A 25,487-nucleotide genomic window follows, 5' to 3' on the forward strand; every position below is an offset into this window, starting at 1 on the left:
TTACCTCAGTTTCAGGGTGGCCAGGCCGATCAGCACGAGAATCACGGTGATGATCCAGAAACGGACGATCACGCGCGGCTCAGGCCAGCCCTTGAGTTCGAAATGGTGATGAATCGGCGCCATGCGGAACACGCGCTTGCCGGTCAGCTTGAAGCTGGCGACCTGGATGATCACCGAGAGGGTTTCCATCACGAACACGCCGCCCATGATGAACAGCACGACTTCCTGGCGAACGATCACGGCGATGGTGCCCAGCGCAGCACCAAGCGCCAGCGCACCCACGTCGCCCATGAACACCTGCGCCGGGTAGGTGTTGAACCACAGAAAGCCCAGACCGGCACCGACCAGCGCGGCGCAGAACACGATCAACTCACCGGAACCCGGAACGTACGGAATCAGCAGGTATTCGGCGAAGTTCACGTTGCCCGACAGGTAGCAGAAGATCCCCAGCGCACCGCCGACCATCACGGTCGGCAGAATGGCCAGACCATCGAGACCGTCAGTGAGGTTCACCGCATTGCTGGTGCCGACGATAACGAAGTAGGTCAACACCACGAAGCCGGCGCCCAGGGGAATGGCGACATCCTTGAGCAGCGGCAGGATCAGGGTGGTCTCCACCGGGCTCTGCGCAGTCATATAAAGGAAGACGGCCGCCGCGAGGCCAAACACCGACTGCCAGAAATACTTCCAGCGGCTCGGCAGGCCACGCGAGTTCTTCTCGATCACCTTGCGGTAGTCGTCGACCCAGCCAATGGCACCAAACGCCAACGTCACGGCCAGCACCACCCACACATAGCGGTTGGACAGGTCGGCCCAGAGCAGGGTACTGACGGCGATGGCGGTGAGAATCAGCGCGCCGCCCATGGTCGGCGTGCCTTTCTTCGACAGGTGTGACTGCGGGCCATCGTTGCGCACGGACTGACCGATCTGACGCACCTGCAGGGTACGGATCATCCACGGACCGAGCCACAGCGACAGCGCCAGGGCGGTGAGCACGCCGAGGATGCCGCGCAGAGTCAGGTACTGAAAGACCGCGAAGCCCTTGTGAAACTGTTGCAGGTACTCCGCCAGCAGCAGCAGCATTTAGTGAATCTCCCCAGATACGCCACACAGCGCCGCCACGACCTTGTCCATGGCAGCGCTGCGTGAACCCTTGATTAGTAGTGTGCTGCCGGCCTGCTCGGCGCGAAGCGCTTCGATCAGCTCGGCTTGATCGACGAAGTGACGGCCTTTTGAGCCAAACTCCTCGACCGCAAAACGCATCAGCGGGCCGACGGCATACAGTGCATCGACCTTGCCCGCAGCATGGCGACCGACATCGCGATGGCCCTGTTCAGCCCACTCGCCCAGCTCGCCCATGTCTCCCAGCACCAGAACGGTGCGACCGGAGAAGCCGGCGAGTATATCCACCGCCGCACACATGGACACCGGGTTGGCGTTGTAACTGTCATCGATGACTCGCACGCCGTTCGGCGCCAGCTGCGCTACCGCGCGGCCTTTGACCGGCTGCAGGTTTTCCAGGCCCTCGACCATGGCGACCAACGGCATACCCAGGGCATGAGCGGCAGCACAGGCTGCCAGCGCATTGGCCACGTTATGCTCGCCCAGCAGGTTGAGTTGAATGCGCGCGCTACCGGCCGGGCTACGCAGAGTGAAGCCCTGGCAGCCACGCTCGTCGCGGGCCAGATCGCTGCCGTGGAAGTCCGCGCGGGTGTCGCGCAAGGCAAAACTCAGCACCTTGCGTCCGGCTGCGCGGCGCTGCCAGGTGACGAAGGCCTTGTCGTCCAGGTTGAGCACGGCCACGCCATCGTTCGGCAGGCCTTCAAGGATCTCGCCCTTGGCCTCGACGATCTTTTCCGGGCCGCCGAACTCGCCGACGTGGGCATTACCGGCATTGGTGATGATCGCTACCTGCGGCCGGGTGAGGCTCACGGTGTAGGCGATTTCACCCACATGGTTGGCGCCCAGTTCGATCATCCCGGCGCGATGCTCCGGCGCCAACTCCAACAGAGTCAATGGCGCACCAAGATCGTTGTTGAGGTTGCCGCGAGTGGCCAGTACCGCACCGTTCAAGCCGGCACGCAGGATGGCGGCGAGCATTTCCTTCACGCTGGTCTTGCCACTGGAACCCGTTACGGCAGCCAGCGGGCCGCTGAAAGCCTGACGATTCAACGCCCCCAGTTGACCGAGCGCCAGGCGGGTGTCGGCCACCAGCAATTGTGGCAACGGGGCATTCGCCACTTCACGCTCGACCAGCGCGGCGACCGCGCCCTTGGCAGCGACTTCGGCCAGATAGTCATGACCGTCGAAGCGTGGACCGGTCAACGCCACGAACAACTGACCCGCAGCGATGGTGCGACTGTCGCTACCAACGGCGGAGAACGCCACATCGGCGCCGATCACGCGCGCGCTCAGGTCGGCGGCGACTTCGCTGAGCAGCCAAGGCTTAAGCATGAGTCGCCTCCCAGGCCGTCAGAGCCTTGTTCGCTTCGATCAGGTCGGAGAACGGCTGACGCACACCCATGATTTCCTGGTAATCCTCGTGGCCCTTACCAGCCAACACCAGCACGTCGGCGACTTCAGCCTGGGCGATCAGCCGTGCGATGGCATCGCCACGGCCGTGAATGAATTGCACCTGTTCCGGCGCGGCGAAGCCTGCGCGAATATCGGCAACGATCTGCGCCGGCTCTTCCGTACGCGGGTTGTCATCGGTCACCCACACCACATCGGCCAACCGCTCGGCAACCGCGGCCATCAGCGGACGCTTGCCGCGGTCGCGATCACCGCCGCAACCGAACAGGCAGACCAGGCGACCTTCGACATGTGGGCGCATGGCTTCGAGAACTTTTTCCAGCGCATCCGGGGTGTGCGCGTAGTCGACCACCACCAAGGGCTTGTCGCCGCCACCAAGGCGTTGCATGCGGCCAGCCGGCCCCTGCAGTTGCGGCAGAACCTTGAGAATCTCGTCGAGGCCGTAATCCAGGCCCAGCAGCGCACCGACCACTGCCAACAGATTACTGAGGTTGAAGCGGCCGAGCAGATTGCTGCGCAGCACGCCTTCGCCACGCGGCGTCACCAGACGTGCGCGTACGCCGTGATCGTCGAAGTGCGCTTCGCTGCAATAAAGGAAGGCGCCGGCATCATTCAGGCTGTAGCCGATCAGGCGCGACTCGTGCGCTTGCCCGGCCAACTCACGACCGAAGGCGTCATCGAGGTTGATCACCCGGCAACGCAGATTTGGCCAGGCGAACAGCTTGGCCTTGGCCGCGCCATAAGCCTCCATGCTGCCGTGATAATCGAGGTGATCACGCGACAGATTGGTGAACACCGCAATATCGAATTCCAGCGCCGCGACACGGCCCTGGTCCAGACCATGAGAAGAAACTTCCATCGCTACAGCGCGAGCGCCGGCCTGCTTGAGCGAGGCCAGGGTGGCCTGCACGCCGACCGGATCAGGGGTGGTGTGCTTGCCCTGCTCCAGCGCGCCATTAAAGCCAGTACCCAGGGTACCGACGATGCCGCAGGGCTGACCGAGCAGATCCAGCGCCTGGGCCAGCAATTGGCTGACGCTGGTCTTGCCATTGGTGCCGGTAACGCCGACCAGATGCAGGGCACGGCTCGGTTCGCCATAGAAGCGCCCGGCGATGGCAGACAGCTGTCCAGCGAGACCCTTGACCGGCACCAGCACCGCACTATCGGCATGCATGGGCGCAGCGCCTTCGGCCTCGAAGGCTACTGCCGCCGCACCGCGGGCGATGGCATCGGCGATGTGTACGCGGCCATCCTGCTGGGTGCCCGGCACAGCCAGGAACAAATCGCCCGGGCGCACCTTGCGGCTGTCCAGGGTCAGTTCACGAATCAGCACGCTGCCCTCGGCAGCTGGCAACAATTGATTGAGCGGCATGGGCATCAGTTGCGCCCTCCCTGGCCAACAACGGCCATCTTCTGCTCGGGTGGCGGCAGATTGTCTGGCGCAATGTTCATCAGGCGCAGCGAACCCGCCATCACCCGGCTGAACACTGGCGCGGAAATCAGGCCGCCGTAGTAAGCGCCCTTGCCGGGCTCATCGATGACAACGACCAGAGCAATGCGCGGATCCTGCGCTGGGGCGAAGCCGGCGAACAGAGACCGGTAGGAATTGCTCTGGTAGCCCTTGGCACCAGCATTGGTCTTACGCGCGGTACCACTCTTACCGGCCACGTGGTAACCCGGCACCTGGGCGCGGAACACGCCGCGCGGCGCCTCGACCACCTGCTGCAGCATGCCCTGCAGGGTCTTGGCCACGTTGGGCGACATGACCTGCATGGTGCTCGGCTTACTGTCCACGCGAATCATCGACAGCGGCGTCATGCCGCCGCCATTGGCCAGCGCCGCGTAGGCGTGCGCCAACTGCACGGCAGTCACCGAGAGGCCGTAGCCATAGGACAGCGTGGCGGTCTCCGCCTCACGCCATTTGCGATGATTGGGCAGATTGCCGACACGTTCACCCGGGAAACCCAGGCCGGTATCGCGACCGAAACCCAGATTGCTCAGCACGTGATGGATATTCTCGCCCCCCACGTCGAACGCGATCTTGCTCATGCCGACGTTGCTGGAGTTGATCAGGATACCGGTCAGGTCCAACGCAGGGCCTTGCGTGCGGGAAACGTCGCGAATGCTGTAGCGACCGATCTGCAGAGTGCCGTTGCCGACCTGAACGATGTCGCTGGGTTTCCAGCGACCGGTCTCCAGCGCAGCGGACATCGACAACGGCTTGATGGTAGAACCAGGCTCGAACACGTCGATCATGGCGCGGTTGCGCATGGCAGCCGGGGTCAGGTTGCGGCGATTGTTCGGGTTGTAGGTGGGATGGTTGACCATCGCCAGCACTTCGCCGGTCTTCACATCGACCATCACCAGACTGCCGGCCTTGGCATCGTTTTCCAGCAGCGCATTGCGCAGCTCACGATGGGCCAGATACTGCAAACGCAGGTCAATGGACAACGCCAAGGCTTTGCCAGCCTTGGCGTTCTGCGCAACCTGGACATCCTTGATCAACTTGCCACGGCGATCCTTGAGCACCTGACGCTTGCCTGGCACACCGGCCAACCAGTCTTCGTAGGCCAGCTCCATGCCTTCACGACCGCGATCATCGATATCAGTGAAGCCGACGACATGAGCCGCCACTTCGCCAGCCGGATAGAAGCGGCGGAATTCTTCGATGGCATAGACGCCTGGCACTTTCAGGTCCAGCACGCGCTGACCGTTTTCCGGGGTCAGGCCACGCACCAGATACATGAACTCGCGCTCTTTGTTCTGCTCCAGACGTGCGGCGAAGTTGGCCGGGTCCTGCCCCAGGGCAGCAGCCAACGCTGGCCACTGCTCACGACCAGCCTGCAGTTCCTTGCCATTGGCCCAGAGCGTGGTGACAGGGGTACTGACGGCCAACGGTTCACCATTGCGGTCGGTGATCAGGCCGCGGTGCGCAGGAATCGGGATATGCCGGACGCTGCGGGCATCGCCATGCGCTTTGAGGAAGTCATGATCGAGCACCTGCAGATCGAGCATGCGCCAGGCGATGGCGCCGACCATCAGCGCCAGCAACACCAGCACCAGACGGAAGCGCCACGGGTAGAGTGCGCCTTCGAGCCCGATCATGGACGCACCATGCGCACGGCGGCAGGGTCAGGGATGTGCATTTTCAGCTGCTCGCTGGCCAGCGCTTCGATGCGGTTGTGTGCGGTCCAGGTACTTTGTTCGAGAATCAGTCGGCCCCACTCGGCCTGAGTCTTATCGCGCACGCTCAGCTCGCCGTACAGATCATTGAGCAGCTGACGATTCCAATGCGCGCTGTACGACACCGCCACTGCGGAAACCAGGATGGCGATGAACAACAGCAGCATCAGGAAGCTGCCGTTGGGCATGGACTTGATCAGCCGACGGCTCACCGCAACTTCTCCGCGATGCGCATCACCGCGCTGCGCGAGCGCGGATTGGCTTTGAGTTCGGCCTCAGCGGCGTAGACCGGCTTGCCGATCAGCTTCAGACGCGGCTCGAAGGCTTTCGGAATGATTGGCAGGTCACGCGGCAGCTTGTCCGCCTCGCCCTTGGCCTGACGCTTCATGAACTGTTTGACGATGCGATCTTCCAGCGAGTGGAAGCTGATCACCACCAGACGGCCGCCTACTTCCAGCGTCTCGAGCGCTGCTTCGAGGCCGCGCTCGAGATCACCGAGCTCGTTGTTGACGTATATGCGGATGCCCTGGAAGGCGCGAGTGGCTGGATTCTTGCCCTTTTCCCAGGCCGGATTGGCAACGGTCAGCACCTGCGCCAGATCAGCGGTGCGGGTGAATGGCTGCTCGGCGCGGCGCTGCACCACGGCACGCGCCATACGCTTGGCGAAGCGTTCCTCGCCGTAATCCTTGAGCACACGGGCGATTTCGTCTTCGTCCGCCGTGGCGATCCAGTCAGCGGCGCTGACGCCGACGTCCGGATTCATGCGCATGTCCAGCGGGCCGTCATTAAGAAAGCTGAAGCCACGCTCAGGGTCATCCAGTTGCGGCGACGACACACCGAGATCGAGAAGAATGCCGGAGACCTGACCACTGATGCCGCGGACAACAGCTTCCTCGCCAAGTTCCGCAAAACTGCGCTGCACAACGACAAAGCGGCCGTCTTCGGCCGCCAATGCTTCCCCGGTGGCTATCGCCAGGGGATCCTTATCGAACCCCAAGAGCCGCCCATCTGGCCCGAGCTTCTGCAGGATCAGCCGACTGTGCCCGCCACGGCCGAAGGTGCCATCCATATAACGACCATCACCGCGCACAGCCAGCCCCTCGACGGCTTCGTCGAGCAGCACGGTGATATGGCGGAAGTTGCTATCGGTCATGGTCACAGGATCAGGTCACGCAGGTCATCGGAAAGGGCGCCCGGCTGTTTGATGGCAGCGAGGTCGGCTTCAGCTACGGCATTCCAGGAATCTTCATCCCAGAGTTGAAACTTGTTCAGCTGACCGACGAGCATCGCTCGCTTGTCCAGCTTGGCGTATTCACGCAAACGCGGCGGCACCAGAAAGCGGCCACTAGCATCCAGCTCGAGATCGACGGCATTACCGATCAGCAGACGCTGCAGACGGCGGTTCTCTTCACGAAAGGAAGCCAGCTCACGCAGCTTGTTCTCGATCAGCTCCCACTCGGCCAGCGGATAAACGCAAAGACAGGGGTCAACGGCATCAATGGTCACGATGAGCTGGCCACTGCAACGCGCAACGAGCTCGTCACGATACCGACTCGGCATCGCGAGGCGCCCTTTGGCGTCGAGACTGATGGCGTTAGCTCCGCGAAACACGGCTGCGCTTCCCCTGTAATTAGCTTTCCATGCCCAAAAAAACCCACTTCGTGCCACTTCTTACCACTTGCGCACACTATAGGAACGCGCACGCCCCACCGTCAAGGCGCTCCAAGAGGGAAAAATCCTTACGGGACGGAGATTTAGCGAACAAAAGCGAGGGGAAAAGGGATGCCGGAACCGGCTTTTTGCAGATAAACCTCAACCATTCCAGCCAGCTGAAATTCGAACTTAAAGTAATTTATTAAGAGTAAGAATTTTTCGGTATCAAACAGGAGGGAGATAGAAGCACAACACGAGAAAGGAAGGAGGAGAGTCGATCTGTAAGCCGGGTTCTGTCGAGGACAGTCATTCCTCTACGACGTACATCACTGCACGCCTTTAGCAACCTACCCGGTTCCAGCGCGGGCCACGCCGATGGAACCCTATTTGGTCTTGCTCCGAGTGGGGTTTACCTAGCCACGGACTGTTGCCAGCCGTGCGGTGCGCTCTTACCGCACCTTTTCACCCTTACCGGCGCCGAAGCACTTAGGCGGTTATTTTCTGTGGCACTTTCCGTAGGCTCACGCCCCCCAGGCGTTACCTGGCACTCCGCCCTATGGAGCCCGGACTTTCCTCCCCCTTCTTGCGAAGGCAGCGACTGTCCGATCGACTCTCCGCCGGCAAGGGTACCGGGCGTGATGGCAAGCTGCAAGCTAGACCGATGGCGAACGCGCTAGGCCTTGCGCTCCAAGGCGACTTGGTAAAGCAGATTCTTGCGCACTCCGGTGATCTCCGCCGCCAGCGCTGCCGCGCGTTTGAGCGGCATTTCCGCCATCAGCAGATCGAGCACGCGCAAGGCTTCGGCGCTGACAGCTTCCTCGCCCTCCGGCGCCTGCCAGCCTGCCACCAGCACCACGCATTCGCCGCGCTGCTGATTGCTGTCTGCAGCCACCCACTCGCTCAGCTCGGCCAGCGGCAGCCCCTGCAGGGTCTCGAAGGTTTTGGTCAGCTCACGTGCCAGCAGTGCAGGGCGATCACCGCCAAATACATCACGCATATCCTGCAGACATTCGAGAATACGGTGCGGCGCCTCATAGAAGATCAGCGTACGTGGCTCTTCCCGCACTTGCTCCAGACGCGCACGGCGCCCCGCAGCCTTGGCTGGCAGAAAGCCCTCGAAGATGAAGCGATCCGACGGCAGACCAGCGGCCGACAGGGCCGCGATCAAGGCACAGGCACCGGGTACCGGCACCACCGCGACGCCTGCGGCACGCGCCTGACGCACCAGGTGATAACCGGGATCGGAGATCAACGGCGTGCCCGCATCGGAAATCAACGCCACATCCTCGCCTGCCTGCAGCCGCGCCAGAAAGCGGCCACCCTGATCGCGTTCGTTGTGCTCATGACAGGCAGCCAGAGGCGTCTCGATGCCGAAATGCTGCAGCAGGCGCGCCGAGTGCCGAGTGTCCTCCGCCGCGATCAGCGCCACCTCACGCAGAATCCGCAAGGCCCGCGCGCTGATGTCATCCAGATTGCCAATGGGCGTGGCGACCACATATAGGCTGCCTGGCTGGACGCTTGCGACTGCGGGCTGACTCACTGGAAACACCTCGTTAATTGAAAGAGCGCTCATTCTAGCCGGTTCCGCCCCAGTGGCATCGCACGGATGTCGCCCCTTGGGTACAATCGCCGCTCGTTTTGCTCAAGTATCAGGATGACCCGATGATCGCTAGCCTGCGCCCTCTGTCTGCTCTTTTTCTGGCCGGCCTGCTCGCCGCCTGCGCCAGCTCGCCCTCCAACAATCTGGGCCAACTTCCGCGCACGCCACAAGCCAGCATCGAGCAGATGCTTCAGCAAGCCGCCGAGAGCAAACCGGAGCAGGCTGCCCTGCTACGCCTGTCGGCAGCTGACCAGAGTTACCAGCAGAATGACGTGGCGCGCGCCACCCGTATTCTCGAGCAGGTCGACATCGCCAACCTGCAACCCGCTCAACAGATCTTCGCCAGCACCCTCAAGGCCGAGCTGGCGATGGCCCGCAAGCAACCCAAGAGCGCGCTGAAAGCCCTGCAACACTCCAGCTTCGAACGCTTGGCAGAGCTGCCGGTCGAGCAGCAGATCCGCACACAGTTGGTCCGTGCCCGCGCCCTCGAAGCCGACGGTCAGACCCTGGCCGCCGCCCGCGAACGCGTATTCATCGCCCCCCTGCTGAGCGGCCAGGCCGCCCACGACAACCACGAGAATATCTGGGCTCTGGTCTCCACCCTGCCGGCGCAAACCTCCGCCGGGGCCGACAGTGACCTGGCTGGCTGGCTGGAGCTGGCCCAAGTGACTAAAAGCAGCGCCACACTGGAGCAGCAGCAAGCAGCCATCGACCAGTGGGTAGCACAGAACCCGCAGCACCCGGCTGCCGAACAACTGCCCGAGGCCCTCGGCAAACTGCGCGAACTGGCCAGCCAGCCACTGACCCGCATCGCCCTGCTGCTGCCACAGGAAGGCCAACTGGCCAGCGTTGCCCGCGCCCTGCGTGACGGCTTTCTCGCCGCGCATTACGAAGCCCAGCAAGCTGGACAGAATCCGCCAGACATCAAACTGTACGACAGCTCCCGCATCGGCTCGCTGGACGCTTTCTACCAGCAGGCACAAGCCGACGGCGTGCAGCTGGTAGTCGGCCCGCTGGAAAAACCGCTGGTCAAGCAGCTCAGCGACCGCGAACAACTGCCAATCACCACCCTTGCCCTGAACTACAGCGATGCAGGCCAGGAAGGCCCGGCACAGCTGTTCCAGTTTGGCCTGGCCGCCGAGGACGAAGCCCGCGAAGTGGCTCGCCGTGCCTGGAACGACGGCATGCGCCGTGCAGTGGCACTGGTGCCGCGCGGCGACTGGGGTGACCGAGTGCTGGATGCCTTCCGCCAGAGCTGGCAGGCGCAGGGCGGCACCCTGATCGCCGCCGAGCACGTCGATCAACCGGTCGAGCTGGCCCGCCAGATCGCCGACCTGTTCCAGCTGCGTGAAAGCGAAGCCCGCGCCCGCCGCCTGCAGAACACCCTGGGCACCAGCCTGGATGCACAGCCGGCGCGCCGCCAGGACATCGATTTCATCTTCCTCGCCGCCACCCCGCAACAGGCCCAGCAGATCAAACCGACCCTGGCCTTCCAGTACGCCGGCGACGTGCCGGTCTACGCCACCTCGCACCTGTTCACCGGCGCTCATAGCCAGGCCCAATATCAGGACCTGGAAGGCATCCGCTTCTGCGAAACCCCCTGGCTGCTGGATACCCACGCACCACTGCGTCAGGAGGTCAGCAACCAGTGGCCGCAGGCCGGCGGCAGCCTCGGCCGCCTCTACGCCATGGGTGCCGACGCCTACCGCCTGGCACCACGCCTGGGCCAACTCAAGGCACTGCCGGAGTCGCGTATCGACGGCCTGTCCGGCAGCCTCAGCCTGAACGCCACCCAGCGCATCGAGCGCCAGCTGCCCTGGGCCGAGTTCCGTGGCGGCCAGGTGCAACGCCTCCCCGACAGCATCAATTGAGCGCACACAACGATCTGGGACGAGCCGCCGAACAGGCGGCTCGCCAGCATCTGGAACGTAACGGCCTGCAACTGATCGAACAGAACTGGAGCTGTCGGCGTGGCGAGCTCGATCTGGTCATGCTCGACGGCGATACAGTAGTATTCGTCGAGGTCCGCGCCCGTCGCCACAGCGCCTGGGGCGGCGCCCTGGAGAGCATCGATGCGCGCAAGCGTGGCAAGCTGGTCATCGCCGCCGAACTCTTCCTTCAGCAACACTCACGCTGGGCCCGCTACCCCTGCCGCTTCGATGTGGTCGCCATCAGCACTGGCGGCGCCACTCGCCTCGACTGGATCAAAAACGCCTTCGATGCTTGACGGCCGTACATTCAAGGTTTAACCGATGGACATGCAATCCCGAATCCGCCAGCTGTTCCAAGCCAGCATCGACACCAAGCAACAGGCCATGGACGTCCTGGCACCCTATATCGAGCACGCCAGCCTGGTGATGGTCCAGGCCCTGCTCAACGAGGGCAAGATTCTCACCTGCGGCAACGGCGGCTCTGCCGGTGATGCCCAACATTTCTCCTCCGAGCTGCTCAACCGCTTCGAGCGTGAACGTCCGAGCCTGCCGGCCATCGCTCTGACCACCGACAGCTCGACCATTACCTCGATCGCCAACGACTACAGCTACAACGAGATATTCTCCAAGCAGATCCGCGCACTCGGCCAACCCGGCGATGTGCTGTTGGCGATATCCACCAGCGGCAACTCAGCGAATGTCATCCAGGCCATTCAAGCTGCACATGATCGCGAGATGACCGTGGTCGCCCTCACCGGCCGCGACGGCGGCGGCATGGCCTCGCTGTTGCTACCGGAGGACGTCGAAATCCGTGTTCCAGCCAAAGTCACCGCACGCATTCAGGAAGTCCACCTGCTGACGATCCACTGCCTGTGCGACCTGATCGATAGTCAATTGTTTGGGAGTGAAGAATGAAGCGTTCCGCCCTGATTCTGGCCGCTCTGGCCGTTACCCTGACCCTGGCAGGCTGCGGCAGTCGCAGCATCGGCAACAAGATCGATGACCAGTTCCTCGGTCCGGAAGTCGCATCGCGCATCAGCAATGCGCACGCCGACCTGTCCACCCCGACCTCGCGCATCGTGGTCACCAGCTATAACGGCGTGATACTGCTTGCCGGGCAAACCCCGCGTAGCGAACTCAAGGATCGCGCTGCGCAGACAGCCCGCAACGTGCAGGGCGTGAAGAAGGTCTACAACGAACTGCAGGTGCAGCAACCCGCCTCCCTGCTGGCACGCAGCAACGATTCGCTGCTGACCACCAAGATCAAGACGCAAATGCTGGCCGACAGCAGCGTACCGAGCGCACGAGTCAAGGTCGTCACCGAGAACGGCATCGTCTACATGCTCGGCCTGGTCACCCGCGAAGAAGCCAACGCCGCCACCCGCGTGGTACAGAGTGTGTCGGGTGTGCAGCGGGTCGTGCGCCTGTTCGAATACACCAACTGATCCAAACGCAGAAACGACAAGGGCGCCCATGGGCGCCCTTTTCATTGTTTACTTGACCACTTTCAGGCTCGGCCGGCCACTGGGACGCGGCGGCTCGTCATCAGACGGACCATCATCGTCAGGCCCCGATTCCTCAGGGCTGCCCGCCATCGACGGCTCCATGTCGAAAACCATGCCCTGGCCATTCTCTCGCGCATAGATCGCCAGAATCGCCGCCGCCGGAATGTAAAGGCTGTGCGCAACGCCGCCGAAGCGACCTTCGAAACTCACCGCCTGATTGTCCATGTGCAGGTGACGCACCGCACTGGGCGATGCATTGAGCACGATCTGGCCGTCGCTGGCGAAGCCCGACGGCACCTGCACCCCCGGATACTCGGCATTGACCAGAAGATGCGGCGTGCAATCGTTGTCGACGATCCACTCATAGAGGGCGCGAACCAGATAGGGACGACTGGAATTCATGGTTTCCTCCTTCTTAGCGCATCGCGCGCTCGGCAGCGGAAAGACTGGCCTGAAAGGCCTCACGAGCGAACTGACGCTCCATATAGTCGAGCAGCGGCTTAGCCGGACGCGGCAGTTCGATACCCAGAACAGGCAGACGCCAGAGAATGGGTAACAGACAGCAATCCACCAGACTCAGCTCTTCACTGAGAAAGAATGCCTTGTCTGCGAATAGCGGCGATACACCGGTCAAGCTTTCGCGCAGCTCCTTGCGCGCCAACTGACACTCGGCCTCCTTGCTGCGCTTGTCGAGAATACGGTCGACCAGCACACACCAGTCACGCTGGATACGATGCATCAGCAGACGACTGTTGGCGCGAGCAACCGGATAGACCGGCAGCAGTGGTGGATGCGGGTAGCGCTCGTCCAGATACTCCATCACCACGGACGATTCGTACAGCGCCAGGTCACGATCAACCAGCGTAGGCACGCTGCCGTAGGGATTGACCTCGGCAAGCTTGGGCGGACAATGGCCCTGCTCGACATCGATGATCTCGACGCTGACACCTTTCTCGGCGAGCACCAGACGCACGCGATGGGAATAGTGGTCGGCGGGGTCGGAGTAGCAGGTCAACCTATTGGTCACCGCCATGGCGATCCTCCTCGCTTTTTTTGATTTTGTAGAAACACGAAAATTGCCAAGGGCAATTCTTGAAGTTGCAAGTGACACACCGCAAGGTGGCCACCCGGAATGACAGGGCACAAAAACCTGCGCGCCCATAAGGGCGCGCAGGTATATGCAGAGAACCGCAACGGTTTAATGCACGTCCTTCCAGTACTCACGCTTGAGCAAGTAGGCGAACACGAAGAAGAACGCCAGGTACAACAGCACATAGGTGCCGATACGCTGGGACTTCAGCTTGACCGGGTTGGCCGAATAGGCCAGGAAGGTCACCAGGTTCTTCACCTTCTCGTCGAACTCGGCCTCGCTCAGCGTGCCGGTGTTCGCCTCGACGGTCAACTGATCACAGGCCTCGTGCGTGATCGGTGCACCGGTCAGCGGGTCGAACTGCTTCTTGCCGTCGGTGACGACCTGAACCTGCTTGCAACCGATGACCTGATTGCCTTGCAAGCCAACCAATACGTTGGGCATACCGACGTTCGGGAACACCTTGTTGTTAGCGCCCAGCGGACGGCTCGGGTCTGCGTAGAAGGTGCGCAGGTAGGTGTACAGCCAGTCGTTACCACGCACACGAGCAACCAGGGTCAGGTCGGGCGGAGCAGCACCGAACCAGGCTTTGGCGTCGTCCGGCTTCATGCCGATCTTCATGTGGTCGCCGATCTTGGCGTCGTTGAACACCAGGTTGTCCAGCATGATTTCGTGCGGGATGCCGAGGTCATCGGCAACACGCTCGTAACGCTGGTACTGGGCCGAGTGGCAGCCCATGCAGTAGTTGGCGAAGGTACGCGCGCCGTCCTGCATGGCAGCCTTGTCGGCCAGATCGATGTCGACCTTGTCCAGCGGGTAGTTGCTGGCAGCGCCCATGGCCAGAGCCGGCAGCGCAGCGAAAACAAATGCAGCGAAGAGCTTTTTCATCAGCCAGTCACCCTTTCCGGAACCGGTTTGGTCTTCTCCATCCTGGTGTAGAACGGCATCAGGATGAAGTACGCGAAGTACAGGAAGGTGCACACCTGCGACAGCAGAGTACGACCCGGGGTCGGAGCCAGCACACCCAGTACGCCGAGGATGACGAAGGAAATGCAGAACACCACCAGCCAGATCTTGCTCAGCCACCCCTTGTAGCGCATGGATTTGACCGGGCTACGGTCGAGCCAGGGCAGCACGAACAGCACCGCGATGGCAGCGCCCATGGCAATAACGCCGAGCAGCTTGTCCGGTACCGCACGCAGGATCGCGTAGAACGGGGTGAAGTACCAAACCGGTGCGATGTGATCAGGTGTCTTGAACGGGTTGGCCGCTTCGAAGTTCGGCTTCTCGAGGAAGTAACCGCCCATTTCCGGGAAGAAGAACACCACGAAGCAGAACACGAACAGGAACACCACTACGCCGACGATATCTTTCACGGTGTAGTAAGGGTGGAAGGCGATGCCGTCGAGCGGTACACCGTTCTCGTCCTTGAATTTCTTGATGTCGACACCGTCCGGGTTGTTCGAACCTACTTCGTGCAACGCCAGGATGTGCAGCACGACCAGGCCGAGCAGGACGATCGGCAGCGCGATCACGTGCAGGGCGAAGAAGCGGTTCAGGGTGATGCCGGAAATCAGGTAGTCACCACGGATCCACTGAGTCAGGTCATCGCCAATCACCGGAATGGCACCGAACAGCGAGATGATCACCTGGGCGCCCCAGTAGGACATCTGGCCCCACGGCAGCAGGTAGCCCATGAAGGCTTCGGCCATCAGCACCAGATAGATCAGCATGCCGAAGATCCACACCAGCTCACGTGGCTTCTGGTAGGAACCATAGAGCAGGCCACGGAACATGTGCAGGTAGACCACCACGAAGAACGCCGAAGCGCCGGTGGAGTGCAGGTAGCGCAGGATCCAGCCGTACTCGACGTCACGCATGATGTATTCGACGGAGGCGAAAGCACCCTCAGCCGAAGGCTCGAAGCTCATGGTCAGCCAGATACCGGTAACGATCTGGTTGACCAGCACCAGCAGTGCCAGCGAGCCAAAGAAGTAGAAGAAGTTGAAGTTCTTCGGTGCGTAGTACTTGGAGAGATGATCTTCCCACATCTTGGTGGCGGGGAAGCGCGCATCCACCCATTCCATGAATTTGCTCATCAGGCCTTCTCCTGGTCCACACCGACGACGATGATGTCATCCGTCTCGTAGCTGTATGGCGGCACCGGCAGGTTCAACGGCGCCGGCTGCGCCTTGTACACGCGACCGGCGAGGTCGTAACGGGAACCATGGCAGGGGCAGAAATAACCGCCAACCCAATCCGGCCCCATATCGGCCGGTGCCACTTCCGGACGGAAGGACGGCGAGCAGCCCAGGTGGGTGCACAGGCCAACCAGGACCAGCAGTTCGGGCTTGATCGAACGGGTCTTTTTGTCCACGTACTCCGGCTGCACGGAGGCAGCGGATTCGGGGTCAGCCACGCTACCTTCGATCTTGGTCAGGTTGGCCAGGATCTCCTCGGTACGGCGCACGATGAATACCGGCTGACCGCGCCACTCAGCAACCATCTGCTGACCCGCCTCGATCTTGCTGACGTTCACCTTCACCGGTGCACCGGCCGCCTTGGCCCTTGCACTGGGGAACCATGACCCCACGAACGGAGTCGCAGCACCTACCGCCCCTGCAGCACCCACCACGGAGGTGGCTGCAACCAGGAAGCGACGCCGGCCTGCATTCACGCCGTCATTGCTCATTCAGTCGTCTCCCATCAGCTTTGTGGCCTGTTGTTCAGGCCTCTACTAAGTAAAAATCGGGCCGCGCAAAAAATTCGCCAAATGGTAAAGAAAAGCCCCTTTTCTGACAAGGTAATTACCCCCGAAGAGGGCGGCGAAAGCCTTGGAGGATGCGGCTTACGCGTATGCGGCACGTTGTCGCAGCATTTTGCCATGCCCATAAAAAACGCCCAGCTCCGTAAGGAAACTGGGCGCTTTTGGAAGCGTAGTCGCGATTAACGCTTCGAGTACTGCGGACGCTTACGCGCTTTACGCAGACCGACTTTCTTACGCTCGACTTCACGGGCGTCGCGAGTAACGTAACCGGCTTTACGCAGCGGGCTGCGCAGGGTTTCGTCGTACTCGATCAGAGCGCGAGTGATGCCGTGACGGATAGCACCAGCTTGACCACTGACACCACCACCAGCAACGGTGACGAAGATGTCGAACTTCTCGACGGTCTCGGTCAGCTCCAGCGGCTGACGCACGACCATGCGAGCGGTTTCGCGACCGAAGAAGGTGTCCAGGGTGCGATTGTTGATCGAGATGTTACCAGTACCCGGACGCAGGAAAACGCGCGCGGTTGCAGTCTTGCGACGGCCAGTGCCGTAATTTTGAGTCGCCGACATAATGAACTATTCCGTTAAATCTTCAGTTCTTGGGGCTGCTGAGCGGTGTGCGGGTGAACAGCACCCTTGTACACCTTCAGCTTACGATACATGTCGCGACCCAGCGGGTTCTTCGGCAGCATGCCTTTGACCGCAGTCTCGATCACGCGCTCAGGAGCACGAGCGATCAGCTTCTCGAAGTTGATCTCTTTGATGCCGCCCGGGAAGCCGGAGTGGGAGTAGTACATCTTGTCGCTGGTTTTGGCACCAGTCACACGCACCTGCTCGGCATTGATTACGACGACGTAGTCGCCGGTATCAACGTGAGGAGTGTACTCAGGCTTGTGCTTGCCACGCAGACGGCTCGCGATTTCGGTGGCCAGACGACCCAGGGTCTTGCCAGCAGCATCAACGACGAACCAATCGCGTTTTACTGTTTCCGGTTTAGCAGTAAAAGTTTTCATTCTTTATAGCCTCAGGGGCCGCCCAGCAAAAATAGACGGCGGATCTTACTGGATAGTGCGTACTTTGACAAGTCAAAGGCAGCCGCATACGGAAGCTATCGGGGGCTCGGGTCAGCGCGTCCACAATACGGCAAGATTCTTCGGCAGGCGGCGCATCACTTCCACCGCAGAAAGAGGTGCCGGATTATCCTGATTGCGAAAAAAATTTCAACCTGCTTGTATGACTCTTTTGCCGAAGGAGCACCTCATGGAATACCGCAAGCTAGGCCGAACCGATCTCGATGTCAGCGCACTGTGCCTGGGCACCATGACCTGGGGCGAGCAGAACAGCGAGAGCGAAGGCCATGCCCAGATCGAGCGGGCCAAGGCCAGCGGCATCAACTTCATCGACACCGCCGAGATGTATCCGGTACCGCCGCGCGCCGAAACCTACAGCAAGACCGAGCAGATCATCGGCAGCTATTTCAAACAGCGTGGCGACCGCGCCGACTGGATTCTGGCCAGCAAGATCGCCGGCCCCGGCAATGGCATCAGCCATATCCGCGACGGCCAGCTGAAATTCAACCGCCAGCACATCGTCACCGCCCTGGATGCCAGCCTCAAACGCCTGCAGACCGATTGGATCGACCTCTATCAGTTGCACTGGCCGGAGCGTCCGACCAACTTCTTCGGCCAGCTCGACTACAAGCACAAGGACGCTGAATTCACGCCACTGGAAGAAACCCTGGAAGTGCTCGACGAGCAGGTCAAAGCCGGCAAGATCCGTCATATCGGTCTGTCCAACGAAACCCCGTGGGGCACCATGAAGTTCCTGCAGCTGGCCGAAAGCCGTGGCTGGCCGCGTGCCGTGTCGATCCAGAACCCCTACAACCTGCTCAACCGCGCCTTCGAAGTGGGTCTGGCGGAAGTGGCGATTCGCGAACAATGCGGCCTGCTGGCCTACTCGCCACTGGCCTTTGGCATGCTCAGCGGCAAGTACGAAGGAGGCGCCCGTCCGGCTGGCGCACGCATCAGCCTGTTCAGCCGCTTCGCCCGCTACACCAACCCACAGTCGGAGGCAGCCTGCTCGCGCTACGTCGCCCTGGCCCGCGAGCACGGCCTGGACCCAGCGCAAATGGCCCTGGCCTTCGTCACCGCGCAGCCGTTCGTGACCAGCAACATCATCGGCGCCACCAGCCTGGAGCAACTGGACAGCAACCTGGCCAGCGCCGAGCTGAAGCTCTCCGATGAAGTGATCGCCGGTATCGAGGCAATTCACAAGGCGCAGCCCAACCCGGCGCCCTGATCCAGCGCGCAATAAAAAGCCCGGCACAATGCCGGGCTTTTTATTGCCATCAACCACCCTCAGACCAGGGAGCGAGCGATGATCTCCTTCATGATCTCGTTGGTCCCGGCGTAGATGCGCTGCACCCGTGCATCGGCCCAGGCCCGCGCCACCGGGTACTCCCACATGTAGCCGTAGCCACCGTGTAGCTGCACGCACTCGTCGAGCACCTTGCATTGCAGGTCGGTCCCCCAGTACTTGAGCATCGCGGCGGTGGGCACATCGAGCTTGCCGTTCAGGTGCAGCACCAGACAGCGGTCGACGAATACCCGGCCGACCTGAATTTCCGTCGCCATTTCGGCCAGCTTGAAGCGGGTGTTCTGGAAGTCCGACACCGCCTTGCCGAAGGCCTTGCGCTCCCGGGTGTAATCGAGCGTCCACTGCAGCGCCGCCTCCGCCGAAGCCAGGGCGCCGATGCCCACGGTCAAGCGTTCCTGCGGCAATTCCTGCATCAGATAAGCGAAGCCCATGCCCGGCTGACCCAGGAGGTTTTCCTTGGGTACGCGCACATCCTGGAAGAACAGCTCGGAGGTGTCCTGCGCCTTCATGCCCACCTTCTCCAGGCGCTTGCCCTTTGAGAACCCGGGCGTGTTGGCCTCGACCAGGAACAGACTGGTGCCCTTGGCGCCTGCCTTTGGGTCGGTCTTGGCCACGACGATCACCAGATCGGCCAGCCAGCCGTTGGTGATGAAGGTCTTCGAGCCGTTGATCACATATTCGTCGCCATCGAGCACGGCAGTGGTCTTCACGCCCTGCAAGTCGGAACCGGCGCCCGGCTCTGTCATGGCGATAGCAGTAACCATCTCGCCGCTGACCAGCTTGGGCAGGTAATGCTGCTTCTGCGCTTCACTGCCGTAATGCAGGATGTAGGGCGCGACGATATCCGAGTGCAGGGAGAAGCCAATGCCGGTCAGCCCCAGGCGCCCTATCTCCTCGATCACCACGGTGCTGTAGAGGAAATCGGCCGCCATGCCGCCGTACTCTTCGGGGATATGCGAGCAGAGCATGCCGGCCTCACCCGCCTTGTTCCACAGCGCGCGATCGACATGACCGTCTTTCTCCCACTGATGATGATAGGGAACGGCCTCCTGCTCGAGAAACTTGCGCACGCTGTCGCGAAACAATTCATGGTCGGAGCTGAATATCGTTCTGGGGATCATGGCGCTACCTGTATCCGAGGCGAAGAGAAAAACAAGGCCTCGACTTTAGCCAAGCAACCGCTTGGTCACACTGGACACAAACGCCAAAAAATAAGACGATCCAGCCGTCGCATGACCACTTAGCCTTGAATAAGAACAAATACCTATGGTTATCCCGCAGCCGCGTACGACCTTGCGTCGTGTCAGCATTCTCGCCACCGATGGCGTCTTCGCTTCCACCCTGATGCAGGCCAAGGACTTCTTCCATATGGCGGGCATCCGTTATGCCAAGCAACAGGGGCTTGGCTTTGCGCCGCCGTTCGATATCCACCTGGTCAGCCCGGACGGCCTGCCCGTGAACAGCTTCAGCAATGTCCGCCTGCCGGTGGACGGCGGCCTCGACAGCTGCGACGTGATTATCCTGCCCGCCTTCTGGGACGACTTCGACGCCCTGTGCAAGCGCTACCCGCAGGTACTGGACTGGCTCAAGCGTCAGCACACCGATGGCACGGCGATTTGCGGCGAGGCCAGCGGCGTATTCTGGATGGCCGAAGCCGGCCTGCTCGATGGCAAGGAGGCTACTACCTACTGGCGCTTCTTCCGCGAATTCGCCGAGCGCTTTCCCAAGGTGCTGCTCAATCAGGAAAAACACCTGTCCGACGCCGACAACCTGTACTGCGCCGGCGGCGTCACCTCGGCCTGCGACCTCTATATTTATCTGATCGAGCGTTACTGCGGGGCCGGCGTGGCCCAGGGCGTGGCACGTGACATCCTCTACGAAGTGCAGCGCAGCTACACCCCCGGGCGCATAGGCTTTGGTGGGCAGAAGCTGCACCAGGACGTCACCGTGCTGCAGATCCAGCACTGGCTGGAAGAACACTACGCCGACAAGTTCCGCTTCGAGGACGTGGCGCGCGAACACGGCATGAGCATCCGCAACTTCATGCGCCGCTTTCAGGGCGCCACCGGCGACAAACCCCTGCACTACCTGCAGCGCCTGCGTATCGAAACAGCCAAGAGCCTGCTCTCCTCCACACGCAAGAGCATCAAGACCATCAGCTACGAAGTGGGCTACGACGATGCGAGCTTCTTCGCCCGCCTGTTCCGTCAGCACACCGAATTGTCACCCAACCAGTACCGCCGCCAGTTCCAGCAGAAAGACAACCAAGCCTGAGGTCGCCGCGAACGGGCAAGACCGCAGGATTTCACCCGACCGGCACAGCGCCAGCCCACCCTTGGTTAGGTTGGCGCCCTGCCGCAGCGCCCTATGATCGACGGTGAACATAAAAACAACAGGTTCACCGCCATGCGCCGTTTATTGATTGCCCTGCTTGCCACCTGCAGCCTCAGCGCTGTGGCGGCCGATAACTGGAAACCCTTTCCCCTCGACCAGAGCGCCTATGACTACAGCGGCGACAAGCTGCGCCAGGCCTGGCCGCAGCTGACACGCGGCTTCGGTGACTATCCCTTCCCTGACGCCGGCTGGGTGGTGAGCATGGCCAGCCAACATCCACAAACCCTAGGGAAAACCGTGGCGGCCGGCACCGGCTTTAGCGGCAAGCCTGAGGAGGCCGAAGCCTATGCGCAGAAACTGCAGGAAGTCTGGCGCCTGCTGTTCCGCGGTGACTTCGCCCAGGCCAAGGAACAGGGTATGGCACTAGGCGTTGGCGGCCAGATACCGGCGATGTTCGCCCAGGTGATCTACGCCATGTTCCTGGTGCCCGATCAAACCGAGAAACATCGCCTGCTCGAAGAGGTGATTGTCCATACCGACGACGCAGGCGAACTGATCCAGGCCGACATCGTCGCGCAGTTCGGCCGCGTCTACGCCAAGGCACGCCTGGGTGAAGAATTGTCAGTGCCCGTGGTGCTCAAGCGTGGCTACACCTCGCAGATTCCCCAGGAGCTCGCTGCCCTGCTCGCCAAACAGCCCAAGCAACCCTTCGCCCTGGCGCTGTACGGCGGCTATGAAGCCGGGGTGATCCGCAAGGTCGGCAAACTGGTGGGCAAGATGACCTACGGCGTCAGTGCGGACAACATGGAGAAGTACTTCCAGCGCAGCTTCCAGGCCCGCGATGACTTGCCCATCGGCCATTACGAATATGCCAATGCACTGACCTACGTGTACGGCGATGACGAAGAAGACAAGGTCATCGAACATCTCAAGCGCGCCGTGGCGATAAAACCGATCAGTGCCATGGAGGCGCTGGAAGTGGCGCATGCGCAGAAGATCCTCGCCCAGCACCAACTGAAACTGGCGAAGAACTGAAAGGCCGACCGCAGACTGCAACGCGCGCACCGAACGAGCCGCGAACATCCAAGGTTGCGGTGCGCATGGCGCCCCCCCCCCCCACGGGGAGTCGCACCAAATGAAAAAGGCGACCTTGTGGGTCGCCTTTTTCATATCGCCTTCCGTCAGGGCCGGTGTGGGCGCGAGAGGAATTCGTGCGATTGCATTTCCAGCAGGCGGCTCAGCGTGCGCTGGAACTCGAAACTCAGGCGACCGCCGGTGTAGAGATCCTTGAGCTCCACCTCGGCAGAGATGATCAGCTTGACGTTACGGTCGTAGAACTCGTCCACCAGGTTGATGAAGCGTCGCGCCATGTCGTCCTTGGCCACGCTCATCTGCTCGACGTTGGCCAGGATCACCGCATGGAAGATCTTGCCCAGTTCGATGTAGTCGTTCTGGCTGCGCGGGCCATCGCACAGCTCACGGAATTCGAACCAAGCCACGTCCTCGCAGACCCGCACGGCGTGGATCGCGCGGTTCTCGATCATCAGCGCCTCGTTCTCCACCATGTGGGTGCAGTCCGGTAGCAGGCTGCGGAAGCTGGTCAGCAGACTCTCCTCGGCAGCCGGGCCGAGCGGGAAGTGGAACAACTCAGCCTGCTCCAGCGCGCGCAGACGGTAGTCGACGCCGCTGTCGACGTTGACGATGTCGGTATGCTGCTTGAGTAGGGCGATGGCCGGCAGGAAGCGCGCGCGCTGCAGGCCGTCCTTGTAAAGGCCGTCCGGCACGATGTTGGACGTAGCGACCAGGGAAACGCCGTTCTTGAACAGCTCTTCCATCAGCGTGGCGAGAATCATGGCATCGGTGATGTCGCTGACGAAGAACTCGTCGAAGCAGATCACCCGTGCCTCGTCGGCGAAACGCTTGCCGATGATGGTCAGCGGGTTCTTCTCACCTTTGAGGGTCTTCATCTCCTCGTGTACGCGCTTCATGAAGCGGTGGAAGTGAGTGCGCATCTTCTGCTCGAACGGCAGCGCATCGAAGAAGGTATCGACCAGGTAGGTCTTGCCGCGTCCGACGCCACCCCAGAAATACAGGCCCTTGACCGGCCCCTGCGGCTTCTTGCCGAACAGCTTGCCCATCAACCCGGATTTGCTCTGGTCGCGCGCAATCAGCTCGTCGTACAGACGCTGCAGATGGCGGACAGCATTTTCCTGGGCCGCATCATGGAAGAAGTCGGGCCGCTTGAGATCGGCCTGATAACGCTCTAAGGGGGTCATGATTCGTTAGCCGGGCAAGTAAAAACGGGGGCGTCACTTTAGCGACGCCCCCGTTGATTGGCAATCTTGCCGTGGGCGGCAACCGCCGCCCGGTATGAAGCGGCTGTCTCACTCCTGCGGCGCTAAAGCCTCACGCAGACGGGCGATGGCATCTTCCAGCGCCTGACCATCAGCGAACTCAGGGCTGCTGGCCACGCTCTGGCCATCGATCCATACCGCGAACACCTGGCCTTCGACGCGCACATCCAGCGGCTCGCCGGCTTGCAGGCGTTTGTTGATCATGCCGGCCGACTTGCCATCGGCGAAGGATTTCGACAGCAGCAGTTGCTCGCCATCGGCATCCAGCAGACGGAAGCGGAAGCTGCCATCCTCATCGCGGAAGCTGACGAAGCGTGCACTCTTGGCGGCTTTCTTCTTCTCGCCAGTAGCGACTTGCACCTGCTCGCGGAACGAACGCAGGCCCACCGCCTCGCGCAGCTCGCCAAGGAACGGCGTGGCGATCTTGCGCGCCTTGGCGGCTCCGGCAAGGAGAATATCTTCCAGGTCGGCCGGCCGAGCGATCAGCGCGTTGTAGCGCTCGCGCGCCTCGCCCAGGGTGTCTTCGAGCAGCTGGTACAGGCGATTCTTCGCCTCGCCCCAGGCCAGGCCGCCTTCCAGCTCGGCCCGGAATTCGGCCTGCTGCGCGTGGCTGGCGAAGGCCTGGTACAGAGTGAACAGGTGCGAACCCTCGGCATCCTTGGGCTCACCGGGTAGCTTGGAGTCGGTGACGATGCGCGCCACGGCGTCCTTGAGCTGCTTGGCTGTGCCGAACAGCGGGATGGTGTTGTCGTAGCTCTTGCTCATCTTGCGCCCGTCGAGGCCTGGCAGAGTCGCCACTTCCTCCTCGATCACCACCTCGGGCAGGACGAACAGGTCCTTGCCCTTGCCGAACAGGTGATTGAAGCGCTGGCCGATGTCGCGCGCCATCTCCACATGCTGAATCTGGTCACGACCGACCGGCACCTTCTGCGCGTTGAACATCAGGATATCCGCGGCCATTAGCACCGGGTAGCTGAACAGGCCCATGGTCACGCCGGCGTCCGGGTCCTCACCAGCTTCAACGTTCTTGTCCACCGAAGCCTTGTAAGCGTGGGCGCGGTTGAGCAGGCCCTTGCCGGCGACGCAGGTGAGCAGCCAGCACAGCTCGGGAATCTCGGGGATGTCGGACTGGCGGTAGAAGGTCGCCTTGTCGGTATCCAGACCCAATGCCAGCCAGGTGGCCGCGATTTCCAGACGCGAACGCTGGATGCGCGCCGGGTCATCGCACTTGATCAGCGCGTGGTAGTCGGCGAGGAAGTAGAAAGAGTCCATCTGCGGATCGCGGCTGGCGACGATGGCCGGACGGATGGCGCCGGCATAATTGCCCAGGTGCGGCGTGCCGGTGGTGGTGATACCGGTAAGGATACGGGTGGTCATAGTAATTCGCTTGTCTTGCTGCAATGACGTGGTAGGCCTTCATTTGCCGTCACTCCCGCGAAGGCGGGAGCCTGGGTGCTGCGGCCTTCTGGGTTACCGCCTGCGCGGGAATGACGGTTTTTTATAAACGCGGCAGAAGGATGTCCTTCAAGTCCGTCAGCTTGCCGTGAAAAAAGTGACCGCATTCTGCCACTTTCAGCAGCTCGTGGGCACGCCCGAGATTGGCCGACCAGTCGTACACTGCCTGTGGCTCGACCACCTCGTCGGCATCAGGCTGGATCACCACCAGCGGGCACTGGCTAGCCGGCGGTGCCTCGGCAGTCAGACGATGCACCGCCGGCGCCACCATGAACAACTTGCTCGGCACCTGGCCTTGCGCCTCAAGACGCGCGCCAAGCGCTGCGGCGACGAAGCCGCCGAAGGAGAAACCCAGCAGCGTGACAGGCAGGTTCGGGTATTCCTCCTTGAGCCAGGCGGCGACGGCATCGGCATCGTCGACCTCGCCGATGCTCATGTCATGGCTACCGGCACTGGCGCCGACGCCGCGATAATTGAATCGCAATGTGTGATAACCACAGTCACGCGCGGTGCGCTGCAGCGTGCTCACCACCTTGTTGAGCATGGTACCGCCCTGCACCGGATTGGGATGGCAGACCAGCGCCACGCCTCGGGCGTCCGGCACCTCCAGCAGAAGGGCTTCGAGTTGACCCACGGGGCCTTGAATGAAAAGAGGGGTTTCGCGACTGAGCAACACTGAACTCCGTGACCCCGCAACGGGTCGAC

The 25,487-nt window shown here is 61.8% G+C and carries 26 protein-coding genes and 1 other RNA gene; 7 read left to right on the forward strand and 20 right to left on the reverse strand.

What is annotated here, in order from left to right:
* The 9 genes from mraY to rsmI all read right to left on the reverse strand — a co-directional run bounded on the left by mraY (position 1) and on the right by rsmI (position 8,941).
* Positions 1 to 1,083, reverse strand: a complete 1,083-nt coding sequence (mraY, locus tag CDO35_RS02655; RefSeq protein ID WP_099522448.1) for a phospho-N-acetylmuramoyl-pentapeptide-transferase — start codon at positions 1,081 to 1,083, stop codon at positions 1 to 3.
* Positions 1,084 to 2,454, reverse strand: a complete 1,371-nt coding sequence (locus CDO35_RS02660) for a UDP-N-acetylmuramoyl-tripeptide--D-alanyl-D-alanine ligase (protein WP_099522449.1) — start codon at positions 2,452 to 2,454, stop codon at positions 1,084 to 1,086. It lies immediately after the preceding gene.
* A complete protein-coding gene (locus tag CDO35_RS02665; protein WP_099522450.1) occupies positions 2,447 to 3,910 on the reverse strand; it encodes a UDP-N-acetylmuramoyl-L-alanyl-D-glutamate--2,6-diaminopimelate ligase in 1,464 nt (487 codons plus the stop codon). The genes CDO35_RS02660 and CDO35_RS02665 overlap by 8 nt, the downstream gene beginning before the upstream one ends.
* Positions 3,910 to 5,637, reverse strand: a complete 1,728-nt coding sequence (locus CDO35_RS02670) for a peptidoglycan D,D-transpeptidase FtsI family protein (RefSeq protein ID WP_099522451.1) — start codon at positions 5,635 to 5,637, stop codon at positions 3,910 to 3,912. Before CDO35_RS02670 ends, CDO35_RS02665 begins: the two co-directional genes overlap by 1 nt.
* A complete protein-coding gene (gene ftsL, locus CDO35_RS02675) occupies positions 5,634 to 5,927 on the reverse strand; it encodes a cell division protein FtsL (RefSeq protein ID WP_099522452.1) in 294 nt (97 codons plus the stop codon). Before ftsL ends, CDO35_RS02670 begins: the two co-directional genes overlap by 4 nt.
* Positions 5,924 to 6,868 (reverse strand): 16S rRNA (cytosine(1402)-N(4))-methyltransferase RsmH, encoded by a 945-nt coding sequence (gene rsmH / locus CDO35_RS02680; RefSeq protein WP_099522453.1) that lies wholly within the window; start codon positions 6,866 to 6,868, stop codon positions 5,924 to 5,926. The genes ftsL and rsmH overlap by 4 nt, the downstream gene beginning before the upstream one ends.
* 2 nt (positions 6,869 to 6,870) lie before the next feature.
* The gene (mraZ, locus tag CDO35_RS02685) at positions 6,871 to 7,326 is read right to left on the reverse strand and encodes a division/cell wall cluster transcriptional repressor MraZ (RefSeq protein ID WP_003459315.1); all 456 of its coding nucleotides are present in this window, start codon (positions 7,324 to 7,326) and stop codon (positions 6,871 to 6,873) included.
* 308 nt (positions 7,327 to 7,634) lie between these two features.
* An RNA gene (gene rnpB / locus CDO35_RS02690) (RNase P RNA component class A) lies at positions 7,635 to 7,982 on the reverse strand.
* A gap of 59 nt (positions 7,983 to 8,041) precedes the next feature.
* Positions 8,042 to 8,941 (reverse strand): 16S rRNA (cytidine(1402)-2'-O)-methyltransferase, encoded by a 900-nt coding sequence (gene rsmI, locus CDO35_RS02695; RefSeq protein ID WP_099522454.1) that lies wholly within the window; start codon positions 8,939 to 8,941, stop codon positions 8,042 to 8,044.
* Between the two features lie 89 nt (positions 8,942 to 9,030).
* On the opposite strand from rsmI, the gene CDO35_RS02700 reads away from it, so the two are divergent.
* Genes CDO35_RS02700 through CDO35_RS02715 form a run of 4 tightly spaced genes read left to right on the forward strand, consistent with a single transcriptional unit; the run spans position 9,031 to position 12,344 of the window.
* Positions 9,031 to 10,839 (forward strand): penicillin-binding protein activator, encoded by a 1,809-nt coding sequence (locus tag CDO35_RS02700; protein WP_099522455.1) that lies wholly within the window; start codon positions 9,031 to 9,033, stop codon positions 10,837 to 10,839.
* Positions 10,836 to 11,195, forward strand: a complete 360-nt coding sequence (locus tag CDO35_RS02705; protein ID WP_099522456.1) for a YraN family protein — start codon at positions 10,836 to 10,838, stop codon at positions 11,193 to 11,195. Before CDO35_RS02700 ends, CDO35_RS02705 begins: the two co-directional genes overlap by 4 nt.
* Positions 11,196 to 11,220: 25 nt before the next feature.
* On the forward strand, positions 11,221 to 11,814 hold the full coding sequence (locus tag CDO35_RS02710) for a phosphoheptose isomerase (protein WP_099522457.1): 594 nt from the start codon (positions 11,221 to 11,223) through the stop codon (positions 11,812 to 11,814).
* The gene (locus CDO35_RS02715) at positions 11,811 to 12,344 is read left to right on the forward strand and encodes a BON domain-containing protein (RefSeq protein WP_099522458.1); all 534 of its coding nucleotides are present in this window, start codon (positions 11,811 to 11,813) and stop codon (positions 12,342 to 12,344) included. The genes CDO35_RS02710 and CDO35_RS02715 overlap by 4 nt, the downstream gene beginning before the upstream one ends.
* A 48-nt stretch (positions 12,345 to 12,392) precedes the next feature.
* Here the strand turns inward: CDO35_RS02715 and CDO35_RS02720 are convergent, their stop codons facing one another.
* The 7 genes from CDO35_RS02720 to rplM all read right to left on the reverse strand — a co-directional run bounded on the left by CDO35_RS02720 (position 12,393) and on the right by rplM (position 17,276).
* Entirely contained in the window at positions 12,393 to 12,806 is a 414-nt protein-coding gene (locus CDO35_RS02720) for a ClpXP protease specificity-enhancing factor (RefSeq protein WP_099522459.1), read from the reverse strand.
* 13 nt (positions 12,807 to 12,819) lie between these two features.
* Positions 12,820 to 13,437 carry a glutathione S-transferase N-terminal domain-containing protein gene (locus CDO35_RS02725; RefSeq protein ID WP_099522460.1) on the reverse strand — a complete coding sequence of 206 codons (618 nt, stop codon included), beginning with the start codon at positions 13,435 to 13,437 and terminating at the stop codon, positions 12,820 to 12,822.
* 165 nt (positions 13,438 to 13,602) lie between these two features.
* Positions 13,603 to 14,382: a cytochrome c1 gene (locus CDO35_RS02730; RefSeq protein WP_099522461.1), complete on the reverse strand. Its 780-nt coding sequence runs from the start codon at positions 14,380 to 14,382 to the stop codon at positions 13,603 to 13,605.
* Entirely contained in the window at positions 14,382 to 15,593 is a 1,212-nt protein-coding gene (locus CDO35_RS02735) for a cytochrome b (RefSeq protein ID WP_099522462.1), read from the reverse strand. The genes CDO35_RS02730 and CDO35_RS02735 overlap by 1 nt, the downstream gene beginning before the upstream one ends.
* Positions 15,593 to 16,186: a ubiquinol-cytochrome c reductase iron-sulfur subunit gene (petA, locus tag CDO35_RS02740; RefSeq protein ID WP_099522463.1), complete on the reverse strand. Its 594-nt coding sequence runs from the start codon at positions 16,184 to 16,186 to the stop codon at positions 15,593 to 15,595. Before petA ends, CDO35_RS02735 begins: the two co-directional genes overlap by 1 nt.
* A gap of 254 nt (positions 16,187 to 16,440) precedes the next feature.
* Complete coding sequence (gene rpsI, locus CDO35_RS02745; RefSeq protein WP_003459292.1) at positions 16,441 to 16,833, reverse strand: 30S ribosomal protein S9; 393 nt, start codon at positions 16,831 to 16,833, stop codon at positions 16,441 to 16,443.
* Between the two features lie 14 nt (positions 16,834 to 16,847).
* On the reverse strand, positions 16,848 to 17,276 hold the full coding sequence (gene rplM / locus CDO35_RS02750; protein ID WP_099522464.1) for a 50S ribosomal protein L13: 429 nt from the start codon (positions 17,274 to 17,276) through the stop codon (positions 16,848 to 16,850).
* A 247-nt stretch (positions 17,277 to 17,523) separates the two neighbouring features.
* On the opposite strand from rplM, the gene CDO35_RS02755 reads away from it, so the two are divergent.
* A complete protein-coding gene (locus tag CDO35_RS02755; protein WP_099522465.1) occupies positions 17,524 to 18,561 on the forward strand; it encodes an NADP(H)-dependent aldo-keto reductase in 1,038 nt (345 codons plus the stop codon).
* A gap of 59 nt (positions 18,562 to 18,620) precedes the next feature.
* On the opposite strand, the gene CDO35_RS02760 is transcribed toward CDO35_RS02755, so the two are convergent.
* Positions 18,621 to 19,760: an acyl-CoA dehydrogenase family protein gene (locus CDO35_RS02760; protein ID WP_099522466.1), complete on the reverse strand. Its 1,140-nt coding sequence runs from the start codon at positions 19,758 to 19,760 to the stop codon at positions 18,621 to 18,623.
* Positions 19,761 to 20,007: 247 nt separating this feature from the next.
* On the opposite strand from CDO35_RS02760, the gene CDO35_RS02765 reads away from it, so the two are divergent.
* Positions 20,008 to 20,913, forward strand: coding sequence for a GlxA family transcriptional regulator (locus tag CDO35_RS02765; RefSeq protein WP_166432382.1), 906 nt, complete (start codon positions 20,008 to 20,010; stop codon positions 20,911 to 20,913).
* Positions 20,914 to 21,045: 132 nt separating this feature from the next.
* Entirely contained in the window at positions 21,046 to 22,008 is a 963-nt protein-coding gene (locus CDO35_RS02770; protein ID WP_099522961.1) for a hypothetical protein, read from the forward strand.
* Between the two features lie 146 nt (positions 22,009 to 22,154).
* Here CDO35_RS02770 and zapE read toward each other — a convergent pair whose 3' ends face one another.
* The 3 genes from zapE to CDO35_RS02785 form a co-directional block, all read right to left on the reverse strand.
* Entirely contained in the window at positions 22,155 to 23,249 is a 1,095-nt protein-coding gene (gene zapE / locus CDO35_RS02775; protein WP_099522468.1) for a cell division protein ZapE, read from the reverse strand.
* A 108-nt stretch (positions 23,250 to 23,357) separates the two neighbouring features.
* Positions 23,358 to 24,704: a tryptophan--tRNA ligase gene (locus CDO35_RS02780; RefSeq protein ID WP_099522469.1), complete on the reverse strand. Its 1,347-nt coding sequence runs from the start codon at positions 24,702 to 24,704 to the stop codon at positions 23,358 to 23,360.
* A gap of 121 nt (positions 24,705 to 24,825) precedes the next feature.
* The gene (locus CDO35_RS02785; RefSeq protein ID WP_099522470.1) at positions 24,826 to 25,455 is read right to left on the reverse strand and encodes an alpha/beta hydrolase; all 630 of its coding nucleotides are present in this window, start codon (positions 25,453 to 25,455) and stop codon (positions 24,826 to 24,828) included.
* Positions 25,456 to 25,487: the final 32 nt, after the last annotated feature.

Origin of the sequence: Pseudomonas sediminis (assembly GCF_002741105.1) — a bacterium.
GTDB classification, from domain to species: Bacteria; Pseudomonadota; Gammaproteobacteria; order Pseudomonadales; family Pseudomonadaceae; genus Aquipseudomonas; species Aquipseudomonas sediminis.